This window comes from Variovorax sp. OV084 (assembly GCF_900111625.1).
Taxonomy (GTDB): Bacteria; Pseudomonadota; Gammaproteobacteria; order Burkholderiales; family Burkholderiaceae_C; genus Variovorax.
Genome location: NZ_FOII01000007.1, coordinates 54,068 through 70,625 on the forward strand (window position 1 = coordinate 54,068; position 16,558 = coordinate 70,625).

The window sequence follows — 16,558 nt, forward strand, 5'->3', positions numbered from 1 at the left end:
TCTATTGCATCACTTCCATGTGAAGTTGGTATACGCGAGCAGCGGTGCGGAATCGCCGCGCGTGCTTCAGCCTTTCATTGCCTTGAAGTGAGCCTTCAGACGCTCCACGAAATCGGTGGTGAGCTTCGACGGCGCCACGTTGGGCGCGTAGGCCATGTGTGTCTGCACTGCGATGGCCGGCGTGAAGGGCGCGGCACGGACGAGGTTCGCGAATACCGAAGCCGCATAGGTGCTCACCAAGCCAATGCCGGCGCTTTCTGCCGCGAGCGTGCATATCGTCGCTGAGTAGTTGGTCTCGATGATCGATGGCGGCACGACGCCATGCTTTGTCATGAGCTGCTGCAGCATCTGATGTTGCGCGTCGTCCGCGTGGTGGGCGAGCAGAGGGTAGTGCGCTAGATCGCGCACATGCACGTTCGACTTGCCTGCCAGCGGGTGCTTCTTGTGCATGACGCAGACCGATCGATCCTGGTGCATCAGCACGGGCTCCAGGCCGGTCGTGCGGATGTCACTGGTTGACAGCGCGATGTCGTACATGCCGCTGAGCAAGCCGTCGCGCATGAGATGCGTTCCGATGGTGTGCAGTGTGACGTGCACGCTCGGGTAGTCGAGTTTGAAACCGTAGACCACCGAAGGCAGCACGGCCAAGCCCAGGACCGGCGTGCACGCAATGCGCAGCAGCCCCACGCCGGAGTGCTTCAGCGACGCAATGGTCTGTTCGACCTTTTCAAGGCCGAGGAAGTGCCGCTGCACTGCGTCGAACAGTTCCTTTGCTTCTGGTGTCGGCAGCAGCCGCCCGCGCTGGATCTCGAACAACCGAATCCCACTGGCCGACTGCAATTGAGCCAGGGTGCGGCTGATCGCCGGCTGTGTGGTGTGCAAGATTTGCGCGGCGGCCGTGGTGGTGCCGCTGAGCATGACGGCGCGAAAGGCTTCGATCTGGCGGGAATTCAAAGGGCGGCCCATGACAACTCCGGTGGGATGGCGATGCGTCGAATGTATGTGAAATGCGAATAGAGGTGTGGCGACAAATCATTTGTGGATATAGGCCGAGATTTCTAGACTTCCTCACATGTTCACCGCCTCTTCTCCGTCCTCTGGGGCCGTTGCCTCCACTGCCATTGACTGTGTGCGCGGCATCAGGTCCGGCCAGTGGACTTCCGAGCAGGTCGTGCGAGCAAGCCTTGAAAGAGCAATGGCTCGAGAAGAGGAGCTCCATGCCTGGGCCTGCCTCGGTGTGGAGGAGGCCATGGAGGAAGCGCGCCAACGAGATCGGCAGCCGACTCGCGGGCTGTTGCACGGTCTTCCTATCGGCATCAAGGATTTGTCGGACACCCAGGCGCTACCAACGGCGTATGGATCGCCGGCCTATGCGGGCCATCGTCCGTTCATGGACGCCGCGTGCGTGGCCCTGGCGCGCGCGGCGGGCGCAGTGATTCTTGGCAAGACGGCTACCGTGGAGTTCGGTGCGACGCGCCCCTGTGCGACGACAAATCCGCACAACAAGCTGCACACACCCGGAGGGTCTTCAGCCGGTTCGGCGGCTGCTGTTGCTGACGGCCAGATTCTGCTGGCCACTGGCACGCAGACAGGGGGGTCGATCATCCGTCCGGCGGCGTTCTGCGGCGCGGTCGGTTTCAAACCGACCTTCGGTTCGCTCTCGCCCGCGGGCACCAAAGGCTATTCGTGGTCGCTCGATACGGTGGGCGCCTTTGCAACCTGTGTGGCTGATGTCGCCTTGTTTTTCGACGTGCTGCGAGGACGGAAGGAATCGGCACCGCTGTCATGTGCTGGCCTCGCACCCCGCATCGGCTTTTTCCCTGGTCCGTTTGCGAACCGGGCGGACCCTGCCGCTGCGGCGGTGCTGGACCAGGTGGCCGCTCGATGCAGCCGCGCCGGTGCGACGGTTCGCAGCTTCGGGTGCCCGGTTGGATTTGAGCAGTCCCTCGGCTGGCATCGCACCATCTCCCGCTACGAAATGGGCCGATCGCTGCTGCCTGAGCGATGCAGCGCTCAAGCCGAGGAACTCGGCCCGACGTTGTTGTCGGAGATCGAGGGCGGCCGGCATGTGGACGATGAAAGCTACCTGCTTGCAAAGGCTTGCGGACTCGACCTGGCCCTCAGTGTCGAGGCGCTGATGGCCGATCACGATGTGCTGCTGACGCTCGCCACTCCAGGCGAGGCGCCCTACGGACTCGAGTCGACTGGCGACGCGACCTTCAATCTGAGTTGGTCGCTGATCGGACTGCCTTGTATTTCGCTGCCCGTAGCCTGGGGGCCGCTTGGCCTGCCCCTGTCCATCCAACTCGTCGGTGCGCGGCATGGTGACCGGCAGCTGCTTGAAGCTGCGCACTGGATCGAACAAATTGCTTCTCTCCATCAACTCCAGGAACCTTGAATGAACTTTCCTCAAAGCCGCAACTTCGCGCACACCCGCAGCCATGAATCTCCGGCCCCCATCTGGCAAACCGAAGCCGTGCGGGCCGGCGCTTTCATTTTTACCTCGGCCGTGCTGGCCACCGACTGGATTCATGCGATCGCACCTGAAGCCACCATCGATGCCCAGTTCCCATATTTCGATTCGGCGGCCGAACGCCAGACCGACTACATCTTGCGCACGCTCTCGCAAACGCTGCAGCAAGCCGGCAGCTCGCTCGACCGTGTGATCAAGGCCCATGTATTCCTGCTCGACAGCACGGACTTTCCCGGTTTCGACCGGGTGTGGAAGCGCTACTTTCCCAATCCGCCGACACGCACCACCGTCGGGGCTGCTGGGCTGCTGATTCCCGGCGCGCGACTGGAGATTGCGCTGATTGCCGTTGCATCCGATGCCGACATTCCGATTCGGCCCGCAGTTTCCGATGCACCCCGTCCGCTGACCAAGAAAGTCGAAGCGATGCGAGCGGGCGACTTTGTATTCACCTCGGGTCAACTGGCACACAATGCCGTGGCGGGTGTGCCGCCCGAGGCTGCAGGACCGGATGGGCAGGTCGACCTCGCCAAACAGACTGTCTATACCCTGCAGAACATGACGCGTTCGCTGGCTGCCGCCGGCGCCAAGCCCACGGACGTCATCAAGGGCCAGGCGCTTTTGCTCGACACCAGCAACGAAGACGAATTCCTCGGTGCCTGGCGCGAGACCTTCCCGCGCAAACCCGCGCTCGCGGTGACGGGGATCGGTTCACTGCTTGTGACGGGGACGATTATTGAGATCGACCTCACCGCGTACACCGGCGATGCACTGCGACTGCCGTCGGAAACTGGCTCGCGAGGCCCTGAGGCCATCGGCTGCGGCGAGTTGGTATTTTCCGCCGGCATCTTCCCGGGTTTCGACACCGGTGAGCTGCCACCGGAGTGCGTGGTGCATGCCGCATACCCGCACTATGCATCGTCCATCCAGCTGCAGACCGAATGGGTACTGGCCCGTCTGGACGCAGCGCTGCGCAAGGTCGGCAGCGACCTCGCACACGTTGCCAAGGCGCAGGTCTTCCTGACGGACCTGAATGACTTTGCCATCTTCGATGACGTGTGGCGTGCGCACTTCCAAACGGCGCCGGCGCGCTCGGTCGTCAAGGCTTCACCACTGCCCGTGCAGGGCGCAAAAATCGCAATCGAGGTAATTGCCTTGACGGCATAAGAGACAAGACCTCCGGCCCAAGTTGCGCCGGAGGTCTTGTCTCAGAAGGACGGTGGAAACACCGTCTTGTGCTTGCTTCAGCGGGGTAGTCCGGGATCGAGGATGTATATCCGGCGTTCGCCATCGTGTATGGAGTCGATGCACACCTGACGGCCGTCACGGCTCCAGCGCGGATGCAGGTCGCAGCGATTCTCCTTGCTCAGATCCGGGCTGGTGTAGAAATGCCCGATATCGATCCGCTGGCCGGTCTGCATATCGTAGATAAACAAGGCGCGCTGGTGGGTGCGGGCGTCCGGGTAAGTGTCGCTCAGCAGCCATCGCGTGCTCACCGGCGAAAAGCTCATGTGACCGTTCTCGGTCAGCACATCCTTGCCGATCACCTGCACGTCGCCGCCGGGCGCGTCGGTGTACAGGTGATAGTGAATTTCGCCCAGGTGCGGCCCCCATACGACGATGTGCGTGTTGTCTTGCCAAAGCGGATGCGAGATCTGGTACTCCGATTTTTCGTAGTCGAAGGTGCCGACGGCGCTCGGATCGAAATCATCTGCCAGTTGGGGCAGCGGATGGTCGGAGCACTCGAGCAGCCGCATGTCGGAGCCGTCCGGATTCATGGTGATGAGCCGGTGTAGGAAGCAGGTTTCATCGGCCACGCGTTCAGTCCAGCGATGCAAGAACAGGATGCGGCTCGACGCCGGATTGATCTCGATATGGCTTACCCAATGCAGTGCTTTCTCCATTGACTGGCGCGACTGAAAGTCACGAAGTGCCTGATAGCTCACGACGAGCTCGGCGGCACCGGTGGCCAAATCCATGCGGTAGATGCCGTCATCAGCCGGATGCTTCGCCAGGTCGTCCCCTATAGGGGTGTCATGCGCCGCGCTATAGCCGATGGTCTGGTGCGTGACCCAAAGGCGCCGGTAGTTGATGCACAAGGCCCACTTGCTGTTGGGTGCGGTGACATACACAGGCATGGGTAGGCTGCGTTTTTCACCGGTCTCGATGTCGCAGATTTCGCTGCCAAAACCGGGGTAGCGCAATCCCGTTGCGGCGGTGCGCACGTTGTAGATGATTCTCTGCCCCGGAGCGTTGTCGAGCCACTGGAGTTGCGCGCCCATCTGCCAGTTCCAAGCGCCTGTTTCGGCGACGCGCACGAAACGATCCCCGCCTTGCGTGTCGAAATAACCAACACCGGCCACCAGGTCGGGCGTGAGTTCGCGGTCGGCCCACGGCACTTGAAGCGCGAGCACCAGCCGGTTGGTGTGGTCCCAGTTGGACTTGTTGTAGTACCCGAAGAAGTAGTGCCGATCATCGCGCCCGACACGTCTGCAGGAAGGCGGATTGAAGATGGTGGTCATGTGCGAAGGGAAATGGGAGTGTCTGTCCTAGTGAGTCTAGAAGCCGACTTCCGAGAGCGCCAATGGCGATTTCTGGCAGAGCTATACAGCGGTGGTATAGGTCAACGCGCAGTCGGGCTGGGTAATCATCCAAGCTCGACCGGCGATAGCTCTCTCTCGCGTCGCTGCGGGACGCGATGTGGCATTAACCAGGGGAGTGCATAACAATCTCGCCAGGTTCTTGCGGTTGAAGTCGCGGGTGCGCAGCACCAGCTGACGCGACTAGTCCCCAGCGCCGTTGAGGAGCCGCGAACCCTGCGAACGGGAGCACGGCTGACCTCGTAGTTGCGCGGCCGACGTGATGCCGCGGCGCCAGCAGTTCTCGGTGTCGTGCATGACCCAGTGTTCTTCGTGCAAGGGACACTTCGGCAAGGCGCTAGCCCTGGCTTCCAACAACGTGGCACATTGACTATCTCCAGTGATTGTTTGGACCAAGCGATGCATTTGAGACATGCACAATTCAGCTATGCCAAACATCACAAACATCCTCAAAGCTGAAATCTCGCGCGTCGCCCGAAAAGAAGTCCGCGCAGAAATTGAAACGCTCAAGAAGGCATCGGTCAGCTATCGAGCTGCAATCGCAGCGTTGCGTCGACAGGTGAGCGCTTTGGAGAAGGAATTGCACCGGGCGGTCAAAGGCTCCGCGCCGCGCTCTTCACGCAATGAAGCGGATGAACAGGTCACGCCCTCGACAGCACGGCGGTTCAGCGCTGGTCGCTTAGGGAGCGGCTAACAAAACCTACTATCTCGCCTAGAACGTCGGCGAACACGTGCAGCATCACGGCGAGGCGATGAAGAATGCTTCGCCTCCGCTGTCCACGGGCAACGAGGCCCCGCTAGGGCAACACGGGACGGGCCTCAGCCGCCGCGTCAGCGAGGTCCATCATGGCCTGCCGCGTCGCCCGCAGCGTAGCTTTGCTCAACCGGCGCGACAGGCTCGCTTTAGCGCGCTCCCACACCGGCAAGGCCTCAGTCATCAGCGAAAGCCCCGACAGCGTCAGACTCAACCGTTTGCCCGCGCGACCTCTGCCGCCCTCGGCCTGGATCAACCCTCGCCGCTGCAGGACTTGCACACCGCGGCTCAGCGTCGTGGCATCAACACCAGCGCTCGCCGCCAGATCAACAACGCTCGCCCCATGCGCAGCGCCAATGCCGACCAGCAGACTGAATTGCTCGGCCGTCAGCTCAAGCGGCTTGAAACAAGCGTTATAGAAACGCGTGAGCGCGCGCGCCGTGGCGCGGGCTTGAAAGCCCGGACACTCCACCGCGACACGCTTCAGCAACGACAGGTCGAGTTCGCTCATGGTTCCATCCTGGACAAACAATGGTCAGCATCGATAATAATGCATATACATTATTTAGAGGTGTCCATGCCAGCCTTTGTCCATATCAACCTGCGCGTCATCGATTCGGCCAAGCAAGCCGCACTCGCGCCTCGTTTCCAAGCCGCGCTGGACGAAGCCGGCGGCCGTATCCTCCACTTCGGCCCCGTCGCTCGGGTGCTGGAAGGCGACGACGCACCGCTGCCTCTGGCGGGCGTCTTCGAATTCCCCACCCTGGCGGCGGCGTTGGATTTCTACGCCTCGGAGCGCTATGCCCCGATCAAGGCCGAGCGTAAGGAAGCGCAGCAGGCGCGGATGTTTGTCGTCGACGCCGGCTAGCCCCGGCTTCTACAACCCCCACACCTGAACGAGAGTTGAAGCTGGATGAAGAGGAAGAAGGAAGTGAGTGCGGCGCTATGGGCGCGAATACAACCGCTGCTGCCGATGGCAACGCCGTCGGCGCGAGGTGGGCGGCCTCGGCTCGACAACGAGCGCGTGCTCAGCGGCATAGTGTTCGTACTGCGCACAGGTATCCCTTGGGAGGACTTGCCACAGGAGTTGGGCTTTGGCAGTGGCATGACGTGCTGGCGTCGGTTGCGTGATTGGCAGGCCACAGGTGTGTGGCACCGCCTGCACCTGCTGTTGCTTGCGGAACTGCGTGGCGTCGGCCGGCTCGACTTCAGCCGCGCCAGCGTGGATGGGGCCAGCGTGCCCAGCCCCCGGGGGGCCTACACACAGGCCCTAACCCCACAGATCGCGGCAAACTCGGCAGCAAGCGCCACCTCGTTACGGATCGCCAGGGTATTCCCCTGATGTTCTGCGTCACCGGAGCCAACCGACACGATTCGGTGGTGTTCGAAGAGCTGATTGATGCCATGCCGAGCGTGGGAGGCAAGCGCGGCAGGCCGCGACGCTGGCCCGACAAACTACACGCCGACAAGGGTTACGACTTCGTACGTTGTCGAGACCACATCAAGCGTCGGGGCATCCAAGATCGCATCGCTCGCAGAGGCATTGAGCGCAATGATCGCCTCAGGCGTCACCGCTGGGTGGTGGAGCGCACACATTCGTGGCTCGCGGCCTTCGGCAAGCTGCGCGTACGCTTTGAGCGCGCCATCGAGACTCATCTGGCTCTTCTGAGCCTCGCGTGCTGCGTCATCTGCATCCGTGTATTACCGCAGTTTTGTTAGCCGCTCTTAGCCGCGCACCGCAGTAAGCTTGGTCTCTCCGCGGCCGTTTACGGAAAGCTGGTGGGCGTTTCTGGGCAGACGATTTATCACTGGGAACAGGGCAAAGCTCGGCCGCGTGCGGCGCAACTCGAGAATCTTGCCTCTGTGCGGGAACTGAAGGCTGGCGAAATCACCGAGAGGCTCGAGCGCCTCTAGCGTCTGCGCATCGATCCATACCTAGCAAAAATCTGGCTACGAACGCCCACTAAAAAAGCCTGCTATCTGCTCGATAGCAGGCTCTCGGCAACTGGGCGCTCGATGGTAGTGAGTCAGGCGTAGCGCGAACACCCGATTGCGGATCAGGAGTCCGTGATCAGTTCAGGAAATTTACGGTGCTTGCTTGTTGATCTCGCAGCCGCCTGGATTTTCGCCTTGACTGGAGCAGTCACGCGCGGGATGCCCTTGCTTGAGACATTGAAAACGCGGCCGGGCGCGGCCTTGGCTGCCTTTGCAGGCTTCCTGATGGCTGTGGGGCTAGTCATGGGGACCTCCGACAGAGAATTTCTCACCTGTATAGGTTAGCAGTTTGCGCCAAGACCTGCTGCCAGGTCGCAGATCGAAGGTCATCAGGCGCTGTGATCCTTCTGCCTCCCACCATGCTGGATCGACGTCCAGAATATCCTGGACGGTATGACAGCCCTGTAAATGCGGCGCGCTGCGCCGCTCCTCTGGCAAGAGCGCAGCGTCAAAACCAAGCTTCGGCCAAACCTTGAACCCGACGTGGCGCTCCTGGAACCCTTTGCCGCCCGCGGCGATCAGCGAGATTTCGTCCAGGCCGGCCAAATGGGCGGTGATGGCAGCCAAGGTGAAAGCTATGGCGCCCAGACCGTGGGGCGTCTGGTGCTTGTCCAGGAAAAAGTGGTCGATGTGTATGCCCTCGATGAAGAGACCTGCGGTGCCAGTCTCTTCACTGAAGATCCCCGATCTGTTCTTGTGGCCCGCTTGAATGACCTTGGCGTTGATCACCGTGAAGTACATGCCTGGCGGCGCATCGTCGCGCCCCGGCCGTCTCTCGGCCTGTCCGTGCACGCGGCTGCCGTCGAAAACGGAGAACAGATGGACAAATTCCAGGGTCGACAACGTGCCGAACGAGAAGTCAAAACTGTTTGTTGGACCCAGCTCAACGCCATCAAACCTGACGCGCGTGCCAGTCAGGTAAGTCTGCGTGATTTCATGGGCAAGCAGGACGTGGTGCAAGTCGGCGAGGTGTGATCGATAGAAGGGCGTCTGTTGAAGTGGCACGGTCCGAAGTCAAACTAGATTGAAGCGCTCAGGCCGAGGGCTTCATGTTCATGATGTGGCTTTGCAACTTGCGAGGAATGGGCCGAGTTGGGCTGTGAGGCACGGCGCTCCGGGTTGTTCCACGCACCCAAAGCGATGTCTGCAGGCGTGGGGCCGGTCGGTAAATCGAGTGACGGCGGAATGTGCTTTGGCCTGACGCCGCGCAGGTGTTCTGGCCTCAGATGGGTGTATCGCTTGAGCATCTTCCAGTCCTTGTGCCCAGTCACAAGCGCAGCCTGCTCGATGGTGAACCCCGCCTCGAAGAGGCGACTGGCTGCTTCGTGCCGTAGATCATGGAACTTGAGGTCCTTGATCTTCAATTCCTTGCACGCCCGACGGAAGGCGGTACCGACGGAGCGGCCGTTATACGGAAAGACCAGGCTGCTGTTCCCGGAGAACGGTTTCTGCTCCTCGAGAATGGCCCAGGCATCGAATCCCGTGACATCGAGCAGCGGCACTTTCTGGTCATTGCCATTCTTGTCCCGCGGATCTTTCCGGTCACGCACGATCACGGTACGGGCCTTGGCATCGATGTCCTCCCATCGGATGCGGCAGATCTCGTCCTGGCGCATCGCGGTGGCGACCGCGAACCGCATGATTCGGCCCAGGGGGATGATCTGCCGTGAATTGCTGGCGAAGTAGTCGGCAAGCGCTTGCAGTTCGTCGAGGGTAGGGCGGCGGCCCCGTTCCCGCCCTTTGCCGACCAGGCCCAGGCGCTTGAGCGCGATGCGGGCCAGATCGATGGGCTCTACTGGAACACGAACCCCGTGGACGGCCGCCGCGTGAGAAACTACCAGCTTGATGTAGCCGATGTCCATGCTGATGGTGACGGGGCCGGCGCCTTCCTTGGCGCGGTCCTTGCCGAACTGGATGAGCCGCTCGCGCGTGAGGTCCTTCAGCTTCAGCTTGCCCAGCTTCGTCTTGAGCGCGTCGAGGGTGAAGGCCTTGGAGCGCCGGGGCGCCCGCAGCACCTCCTTCATGTCGGTGACGTGCAGATCGATCAGATCGCCGAAGGTGGTCGGATCCTTGGTCTTCGAACGGCTGGCGGGCTCGCCCAGATCGATGCGGCGCTCGGTCGCGAGAGCCCATTCCTGCGCGTCCTTGTGCCGTCGAAAGGTTTCGCTCGCGTAGACACCCTTGCGGCGGACTTGCGCGCGCCAGTTGCCGGATGGAAGCTGCTTGAAGGTGGGCATTTCGTGTGCGCTATGTGTGCACTGACAGGGCGAAATGGGGCGTATTCGGGCGTTTTGGAGTGCACACGAGCGTGCACACGAGGGGTTCTAAGTGTATGAATGATATCGCTAAGTCGTTGAATTTAAAAGAGAAAATAGTTTCCGTCGCTCCTATGATGGACTGGACGGACCGCCATTGCCGGTACTTCCATCGCCTGCTGTCGCGCCACGCGCTGCTCTACACCGAGATGGTGACGACCGGCGCGCTGGTGCATGGCGACGTGCCCCGTCACCTTCGCTTCAGCGCTGAAGAGCATCCGGTGGCGCTGCAGCTCGGCGGCAGCGAGCCGGCTGACCTTGCGCATTGCGCGAAGCTCGGCGAAGAGTGGGGCTACGACGAGATCAACCTCAATTGCGGCTGCCCGAGCGAGCGCGTGCAGCGCGGCGCGTTCGGTGCCTGCCTGATGAACGAGCCGCAACTGGTGGCCGACTGCGTGAAAGCGATGGTCGACGTGGTGAGCGTGCCCGTCACGGTCAAGCATCGCATCGGCATCGACAAGATCGAGAGCTACGAATTCGTGCGCGACTTCGTCGGCCAGGTGAGCGAGGCCGGCTGCCGGACTTTCATCGTGCATGCGCGCAATGCGTGGCTGCAGGGCCTGAGCCCGAAGCAGAACCGCGAGATTCCGCCGCTGCGCTACGAACTGGTGCACCGGCTGAAGCACGAGTTTCCGGCGTTGTGCTTTTCCATCAACGGCGGCATCTCGGTCAACGCGCAGGTGCATGAACACCTGCGTCTGCTCGACGGCGTGATGGTCGGGCGCGAGGCGTATCACAACCCTTGGTGGCTGGCCGAATGGGACGCCGAGTTCTTCGGCGCCGAAGCACAGCCGCTGACGCGCGAAGAGGTCGAGTCGCTGATGTGCGACTACATGGCCCGCGAGGCGGCCGAGCACGGCACGCAGTGGTGGTCGATCGCGCGACACATGCTGGGCCTGCGCAACGGCCTGCCGGGCGCGCGCCGCTGGCGCCAGGTCTGGAGCGATCACCGGCTCAAGACGCTGCCTGCGCACGAGGTGATGGCGATGGCGCGCGAACCTGTCGCGCAAGCCGCCTGAACCCGAAGCGCATCACGCGCTTTCTCCCCGGGAAGCGGGCCTGTCACGGCCCGCAAATTTTCAGTTGAAACGTTGTTCCAAAAAACGCTACTTCACGATAAGTGGCGCGTCAACCGTTTTTTGCTGAAAAATGAGGAGCATCAGGGACATAAAAAGGTTTGGATACATGAATGACGCGATTGGCGGCAAAGAAGAAGTAAGTGCGCTCGCCAGGGGATTGGCCCTTCTCCGGGTCATCGGCATGGCATCGGCACCGATAGGCAATCGCGAACTGGCAGACACCACGGGCATCCCCAAGGCCACGGTGTCGCGGCTCACCGCCACGCTGGTGAGTGCGGGGTATTTGCGACAGTCGCAGGACAGCGAGCGCTTCAGCCTCGGCCCGGCGCTGCTGGACATGAGCAGTCGCTACCTGCGCCATTTCGACCTGCGCACGGTGGCGCGGCCGCACCTTGCGGCGTTGTCGGAGTCGGCCGGCGTGAGCGTGCACATGGGCGTGCGCGACGAGCTCGACATGCTCGTCATCGATTCGCTGCGGCCGCGTTCCGTGGTCATCAGCTCGCGCATCGAGGTGGGCACGCGCATGGCCATCGCCACCTCGGCCGCCGGGCGCGCCTACCTGGCGGCGCTGCCCGCGCCGGAAAAAGCCGAACTGCTGGAGCAGATCCGGACCGAAAGCGGGGAAAGCTGGAGCGCCATCGAGGCTGGCCTGATGGCCAGCCTCGACGAGTACGACCGGCTGGGCTACTGCGGCTCTTTTGGCGAATGGAATCCGCACATCCACGCCATCGGCTTCGCCCTGGAGGGCCCGCGCGGCGAGCGCTACTCCGTGAGCTGCGGCGGCCCCGCCTATCTTCTGCCCAAGGACACGATGGTTGTGCGCATCGCGCCGCTGCTGCTGGAGACGGCGCAGCGTCTCGTCGGGGAAACCGGTACGTCGACCTAGAACTGAGGGCCGTCCGGTCCTAGTGGTCGTTGCGTAGCGCCAGCACGTAGCCCTCGCCGCGCACGGTGTGGAGCAGCTTCAGGTCGAACGGATCGTCCAGTTTCTGGCGAAGCCTGAGGATGCCGACCGTGACCATGTTGTCCCGCTCGCCGGTGCTTGATCCCCACGCGGCCTTGATCAGCTCGGCGCGCGACAGCACCTGGCCTCTGCGTGCCATCAGCGCGTCCAGAAGCTCGAACAGCGTGGCACTGAGGCCGAGATCGACGCCTTGACGAAACGCCTTGCCGCTCGCGCGATCGATGGCCAGGTCCGCCAGCCGCAGGACGGCCGCCTCCGGACCATGACCGCCTGACGCCAGCGCCCAGGCTCGCGCCACCAGATCGGCCGGTGCACAAGGCTTGACCAGGTACTCGGTCGCGCCCTGCGCCAGTCCTTCGAGACGGTCGGCCACCTGGTCTCGTTGCGTCAGCACCAGCAGCGGGGCACTGCTGCTGCGGCGAATGGAGCGTATCGCCACGTGCGCGGCGGCCGGTTGCGCGGCATCGAGAAGAATCAGTGCGTACGGCTTACCTGTGAAGAGCCACGCGTCGGCATCGCGGGAGTCGATCACGTCGACAGCCAGGCCACATCGTCCGAGCACGCCGCCAAGTTCGTCGCGCGTTCCGTTTCCGGATCTGAGAAGCAGGACATTCATGGGTTGGAACCCTTTGCCGGTGTCGAAGCCAGCGCGGCTGGAGCATTCGGGGACATATCGGGTTGCCTGTGCGCGCAACCGTCCATCAGAAAGACGCCGACCACCATCGCGAGCACCGCGGCGTGGGCAACTGCAAAGCTGGAGAGGTACTTCATTTCCTGTCGTTTGCCCTTGAGTGTTTCAGTCGAGAAGGACGACGCGATCGCCGCCGGTGGGCTGGCAGCCGTCGGAGACGGGTTCCCAGCCGCGGTGAACCACGACCTGCCTGCTGTCGTGGCACAGCTCGGTGCGCTCGCTTGCGGGGCGCTGTTCGCGCACGAAGGCTTCCACGGTCGAGGGCAGGCTGACGCGCAGCTTCAGCGCATAGATGTCGTCCTGCGGGTGGTCGTCCAGGTGCAGCAGCGGCACGAAGCTCGACGCGAAGACGAGCGCATGCGAGCCGACATCGACTGGCTCGGGCTTGTAGGGCGCCTCGCGCAGCCATTGCTGGGCGCGCTCGCGCAGGTCGTCTCCGTCGGGCAACTCGCCCCAGGCCACGGCTAACAGTTCCATGACCCACTGGTTGCAGTTCTGGTAGCGCAGGCTGAACGGATAGGCATTGGCGCTGTAGCGCGCAGCCAGCAGATGCAGGGCGCGCGGCGTGTCGAGCGCCGCGCCGCGCAGCGCCTGTGCCGCTTCGGAGGGCAGGGCAACGATGGAGACGTAGCCCAGCGCGGAGTCGTCGATGCCCATGACGAAGCCGGCCAGGCCCTGGTCGTAGAGGCGCGGGTGTCCTTCGTCGCAGGCGTAGTACAGCTGCCGCGCGGACCATGTGCCGTCCGCGGCTTTCCAGGCGATGGCGGCGTGGGAGTAGCGGATGTGAAAGCGCGAGAGATCGAGTCCGGAGCGGCTGATCAGCACGGCATCGCTGCCTGTGTTCGAAAGCGCTTCTTGCACCACGGCGGTGAAGCGCAGCAGGCGATCCTGCTGGCTTGCGGTGAGCGGTTTCGCGCGATCGCAGAATTGCGACGACGCCGCGTGCGCAACGCCACCCGCCAAGGCGAGGAAGGCCGAGAGCCCCAGCAGCAACAGACGGCGGGCGACGGTCAAAGGCTCACGGGGCGCGCGGCAAGCCCCCCGTACCAATCGTCGGCAAGCACGAGGTAGAACGCCTCGCGCGTGTCGCCACGTGCGAAGGCGGTGCCGTAGGTGCGCTGTTGCGCGTGCACGAGGTCGCCGAGGCCCAGGCGCTCCTTCGCGAAAGTGGCTTGCGGCAGTTCGAGCACGATGCGCTGCTGGGCGTCGCTGTCGCTCTGCATCGCGACGCGCGTGAAGCCCTCGCGACCGGTGGCTTGCGCGACTTCGGTGATGCGGTAGTCGCCTTCGGCCACCTTGTCGCCGTCGAACGAACTCTTGCTCGAACCGCGCAGCGACGCGGACACGCTACCGCTCGATGCCGAGCCGGCACTGGAAGCCACGGACGACGTGAAGCTGTCGGCCTGTGCATTGAAGGCCGTGGCGAGTACGGCTGTGATACCCGCGAGGCGGAAGAAATGAAGGAAGGTCATGGAATGCTCCGGCTGTGTGTGAGGGAGGAAGTCATTTCGCGTGGAAGATGCCGAGCCTGGACCGGCGGGCCCGTGCGAAGGCGCACTGCAACTTGATGCAGGCCCTGCGCAGCCGTCTCCAGAGCGCCGTCGTCATTGCAGGTACGCGACCAGCTGGTCGGCGCCGTTTTCAATGCCTGCGATGGAAGCGCTCCGGGCCCCGATGCCGGCCTTGAGATTCCATGCATTCGGGTACTGCTTGGTGACGTAGGCGCCGAGCAGTTCGTTGGTCGAGGCGTCGTAGATTTCGACGGCAAAGCTCACCGAGCCCGTCATCGCGCCTTCCTTGCCGCGGATGGCCTGCACGGCGTTGTACGGGCCGCCCAGCAGGTCGACGCGCGAGAAGGTGCTGAGAACGGCGGTGTTCGTCTTGGCGCCGGTGAGCGTCAGCTTGATCCGTACAGCGTTGGCGTTTCTGCCAGGAGCGTTCCGGAAGCGCGCATTCAGCTTGTCGGTGAACTGGTTCTGCATGTAGCGCGCCAGGAATGCCTTGTCGTCTTCCGACACGTCTTCGAACTGGCCGTCGCTGCCGCGGTAGATGGCGACCGGATCGAGGATGAAATCCGAATACCGCCGCCAGTCGATGTTTGCCTTGTATTCGAATGGAATGCGGCCGGAGTCGTCATGCTGGCTGGGTCGCAGCTGGGACGCGGAGGCGATGCCGGCATACGGCACCGGCTGTGTGCTGGCACACGCCGTCAGGATCAGGCAGACCGCCAGGGTGATGGCCTTGGGAGCATCGGAAAGAGCACGCATCGCGTTCCTTGAATTGGGAAGAAGTGAATGGACAAGTGAATGAAGAAGGCAACGACCGTGTCCAGATTTAAAACTGTACGGTACGGTTCATTATTGAGGTGGATTTTGGCGATGTCAAGAAAACTGTACAGTTGGGTATTCTTTTGAGGGAAATGCGATGAAGGTCAGGACAGAAGCGCGGCGCAACGTCATCCTTGAAGCGGCGGTGGCGCTGTTCAAGGAGCTGGGTTACGAGCGCACGTCGATGAACGAGCTCGCAAAGCGCCTGGGTGGGTCGAAGGCCACCCTGTACGGATACTTCGCCTCGAAAGAGGAGCTCTTCAGGGCGGTCGTGCAAACCGTGGCCGTTTCGCATCTGGCTGAGGCCGCGGCCGAGTTACAGGAGGCGAACGAGACCGCCACGCTCGAGGCGCAGTTGATGCGGTTCGGCGAGCGGATGCTGTTCGTGTTGACCAACGACGCGGACGCGCTGGCGGTCTACCGGATGGTTCTTGCCGAAGCCGGGCGCTCCGACGTGGGGCAGCAGTTCCAGGAGTCGGGGCCTGCCGAATACATCCGAACCCTCGCGGGGTTCATGGATGCGGCGATGAAGCGTGGCGAACTACGGCGCCGGGACCCACACGTGACCGCGCTGCAGTTCACCACGTTGATCACGGCGGAGACCCAGGCGCGGCTCTTCCAGGTCGACCCCGAGCCCGTGTCGGTAGAGCAGATTCACGCGCTGGTTCAGCGCGCCGTCGACATGTTTCTCGCCGGCGCCGCGCCGCGCTGACAGGCGCTAGTTCGCGGCTTCGAGCCCGTTCTGGAAGTGCTCGCGCATGCGGGCCATGGCGGCCTCCGCGTCCCGCGCCTCGATGGCCGCCATCACCGAGCGGTGCTCCGCCAGCGACTCGGCGATCCGGCCGGCTTTCAGCAGCGAGTTGTGCCGGTTGAGCTTCATCACCTTGCGCAGGTCGGCCACCATCTGGTCGCGCCACTTGTTGTTGGCGATGGCCAGCAACCGCATGTGAAAGCGCTCGTTCAGGGCGAAGAAGTGCTCCCGGTTCTCGGGCGAGGCTGCTGCTTCCAGCTCGGCGTGCAGCGCCTTCAGCTCGGCGCGCTGCGCGTCGGTGGCGCGCTCGGCCACCACGCCGGCGGCGTCGCTCTCCAGCAGCGAGAGCAGGTGGTACACGTCGGTCAGGTCCTGCTCCGACACCTCGGTCACGTACGCGCCGCGCCGCACCTTCATCGTCACCAGGCCTTCGGCCGCCAGCACCTTCAGCGCCTCGCGCAGCGGCGTGCGGCTGATGCCGTATTCCTCGGCCAGCTTGAGTTCGTCGATCCAGCTGCCAGGCTCCAGCTCGCGGCGAAAGATCCGCTGGCGCAGCAGCTCGGCCACCTCTTCATAGAGGGCGCGGGGGGTGAGGGTGACGGCGGACATGGG

The 16,558-nt window shown here is 63.1% G+C and carries 20 protein-coding genes and 1 pseudogene; 9 read left to right on the forward strand and 12 right to left on the reverse strand.

What is annotated here, in order from left to right; all coding sequences use genetic code 11:
* Window positions 1–66: 66 nt before the first annotated feature.
* The gene (locus tag BMW87_RS19110; protein WP_093078028.1) at window positions 67–966 is read right to left on the reverse strand and encodes a LysR family transcriptional regulator; all 900 of its coding nucleotides are present in this window, start codon (window positions 964–966) and stop codon (window positions 67–69) included.
* A gap of 106 nt (window positions 967–1,072) precedes the next feature.
* On the opposite strand from BMW87_RS19110, the gene BMW87_RS19115 reads away from it, so the two are divergent.
* Together BMW87_RS19115 and BMW87_RS19120 are read left to right on the forward strand one after the other, a co-directional pair.
* Window positions 1,073–2,398: an amidase gene (locus tag BMW87_RS19115; protein WP_093078030.1), complete on the forward strand. Its 1,326-nt coding sequence runs from the start codon at window positions 1,073–1,075 to the stop codon at window positions 2,396–2,398.
* The gene (locus BMW87_RS19120; RefSeq protein ID WP_093078031.1) at window positions 2,399–3,637 is read left to right on the forward strand and encodes a RidA family protein; all 1,239 of its coding nucleotides are present in this window, start codon (window positions 2,399–2,401) and stop codon (window positions 3,635–3,637) included.
* 77 nt (window positions 3,638–3,714) lie between these two features.
* Here the strand turns inward: BMW87_RS19120 and BMW87_RS19125 are convergent, their stop codons facing one another.
* Window positions 3,715–4,992 (reverse strand): hypothetical protein, encoded by a 1,278-nt coding sequence (locus tag BMW87_RS19125; protein ID WP_093078033.1) that lies wholly within the window; start codon window positions 4,990–4,992, stop codon window positions 3,715–3,717.
* 490 nt (window positions 4,993–5,482) lie between these two features.
* Here BMW87_RS19125 and BMW87_RS19130 point away from each other — a divergent pair, with 490 nt between their 5' ends.
* On the forward strand, window positions 5,483–5,764 hold the full coding sequence (locus BMW87_RS19130) for a hypothetical protein (RefSeq protein ID WP_143062596.1): 282 nt from the start codon (window positions 5,483–5,485) through the stop codon (window positions 5,762–5,764).
* A gap of 103 nt (window positions 5,765–5,867) precedes the next feature.
* Here BMW87_RS19130 and BMW87_RS19135 read toward each other — a convergent pair whose 3' ends face one another.
* Window positions 5,868–6,335, reverse strand: a complete 468-nt coding sequence (locus BMW87_RS19135; RefSeq protein ID WP_093078035.1) for a MarR family transcriptional regulator — start codon at window positions 6,333–6,335, stop codon at window positions 5,868–5,870.
* A 66-nt stretch (window positions 6,336–6,401) separates the two neighbouring features.
* On the opposite strand from BMW87_RS19135, the gene BMW87_RS19140 reads away from it, so the two are divergent.
* The 3 genes and pseudogenes from BMW87_RS19140 to BMW87_RS19150 form a co-directional block, all read left to right on the forward strand.
* Window positions 6,402–6,692, forward strand: coding sequence for a DUF1330 domain-containing protein (locus tag BMW87_RS19140; protein WP_093078037.1), 291 nt, complete (start codon window positions 6,402–6,404; stop codon window positions 6,690–6,692).
* 45 nt (window positions 6,693–6,737) lie between these two features.
* Window positions 6,738–7,543, forward strand: a protein-coding gene (locus tag BMW87_RS19145) for an IS5 family transposase (protein ID WP_093078038.1) whose coding sequence is annotated in 2 segments (ribosomal slippage) — window positions 6,738–7,062 and window positions 7,062–7,543 — 807 coding nt in all. Because the reading frame shifts where the segments join, the coding sequence is not laid out codon by codon here.
* 6 nt (window positions 7,544–7,549) lie between these two features.
* Window positions 7,550–7,738 (forward strand): annotated as a pseudogene (locus BMW87_RS19150) (helix-turn-helix domain-containing protein); the annotation flags it as partial.
* Window positions 7,739–7,881: 143 nt separating this feature from the next.
* Here the strand turns inward: BMW87_RS19150 and BMW87_RS35355 are convergent.
* From BMW87_RS35355 to BMW87_RS19160, 3 genes are read right to left on the reverse strand one after another with little or no spacing between them, the layout of a single operon-like run.
* Window positions 7,882–8,064: a hypothetical protein gene (locus tag BMW87_RS35355; RefSeq protein WP_143062597.1), complete on the reverse strand. Its 183-nt coding sequence runs from the start codon at window positions 8,062–8,064 to the stop codon at window positions 7,882–7,884.
* Window positions 8,057–8,779: a hypothetical protein gene (locus BMW87_RS19155; RefSeq protein ID WP_256216833.1), complete on the reverse strand. Its 723-nt coding sequence runs from the start codon at window positions 8,777–8,779 to the stop codon at window positions 8,057–8,059. The genes BMW87_RS35355 and BMW87_RS19155 overlap by 8 nt, the downstream gene beginning before the upstream one ends.
* Window positions 8,780–8,838: 59 nt before the next feature.
* Window positions 8,839–10,056 (reverse strand): site-specific integrase, encoded by a 1,218-nt coding sequence (locus BMW87_RS19160; protein WP_093078041.1) that lies wholly within the window; start codon window positions 10,054–10,056, stop codon window positions 8,839–8,841.
* Window positions 10,057–10,151: 95 nt separating this feature from the next.
* Between BMW87_RS19160 and dusA the strand changes: the two genes are divergently transcribed.
* Complete coding sequence (gene dusA, locus BMW87_RS19165) at window positions 10,152–11,153, forward strand: tRNA dihydrouridine(20/20a) synthase DusA (protein WP_093078042.1); 1,002 nt, start codon at window positions 10,152–10,154, stop codon at window positions 11,151–11,153.
* Between the two features lie 166 nt (window positions 11,154–11,319).
* Window positions 11,320–12,099: an IclR family transcriptional regulator gene (locus tag BMW87_RS19170; protein WP_093078044.1), complete on the forward strand. Its 780-nt coding sequence runs from the start codon at window positions 11,320–11,322 to the stop codon at window positions 12,097–12,099.
* Between the two features lie 19 nt (window positions 12,100–12,118).
* Here the strand turns inward: BMW87_RS19170 and BMW87_RS19175 are convergent, their stop codons facing one another.
* From BMW87_RS19175 to BMW87_RS19190, 5 genes are all read right to left on the reverse strand, one after another.
* Window positions 12,119–12,793 carry a response regulator transcription factor gene (locus tag BMW87_RS19175; RefSeq protein WP_093078045.1) on the reverse strand — a complete coding sequence of 225 codons (675 nt, stop codon included), beginning with the start codon at window positions 12,791–12,793 and terminating at the stop codon, window positions 12,119–12,121.
* Window positions 12,790–12,948, reverse strand: a complete 159-nt coding sequence (locus BMW87_RS35120) for a hypothetical protein (RefSeq protein WP_177192810.1) — start codon at window positions 12,946–12,948, stop codon at window positions 12,790–12,792. The genes BMW87_RS19175 and BMW87_RS35120 overlap by 4 nt, the downstream gene beginning before the upstream one ends.
* A gap of 25 nt (window positions 12,949–12,973) precedes the next feature.
* The gene (locus BMW87_RS19180; protein ID WP_093078047.1) at window positions 12,974–13,882 is read right to left on the reverse strand and encodes a DUF2145 domain-containing protein; all 909 of its coding nucleotides are present in this window, start codon (window positions 13,880–13,882) and stop codon (window positions 12,974–12,976) included.
* Window positions 13,879–14,340: a hypothetical protein gene (locus BMW87_RS19185; RefSeq protein WP_093052388.1), complete on the reverse strand. Its 462-nt coding sequence runs from the start codon at window positions 14,338–14,340 to the stop codon at window positions 13,879–13,881. Before BMW87_RS19185 ends, BMW87_RS19180 begins: the two co-directional genes overlap by 4 nt.
* A gap of 132 nt (window positions 14,341–14,472) precedes the next feature.
* Window positions 14,473–15,135, reverse strand: a complete 663-nt coding sequence (locus BMW87_RS19190) for a DUF3313 domain-containing protein (protein WP_093078049.1) — start codon at window positions 15,133–15,135, stop codon at window positions 14,473–14,475.
* A gap of 157 nt (window positions 15,136–15,292) precedes the next feature.
* Here BMW87_RS19190 and BMW87_RS19195 point away from each other — a divergent pair, with 157 nt between their 5' ends.
* Window positions 15,293–15,907, forward strand: coding sequence for a TetR/AcrR family transcriptional regulator (locus tag BMW87_RS19195; protein ID WP_093052382.1), 615 nt, complete (start codon window positions 15,293–15,295; stop codon window positions 15,905–15,907).
* 6 nt (window positions 15,908–15,913) lie between these two features.
* Here BMW87_RS19195 and BMW87_RS19200 read toward each other — a convergent pair whose 3' ends face one another.
* Complete coding sequence (locus BMW87_RS19200) at window positions 15,914–16,555, reverse strand: GntR family transcriptional regulator (protein WP_093052379.1); 642 nt, start codon at window positions 16,553–16,555, stop codon at window positions 15,914–15,916.
* Window positions 16,556–16,558: the final 3 nt, after the last annotated feature.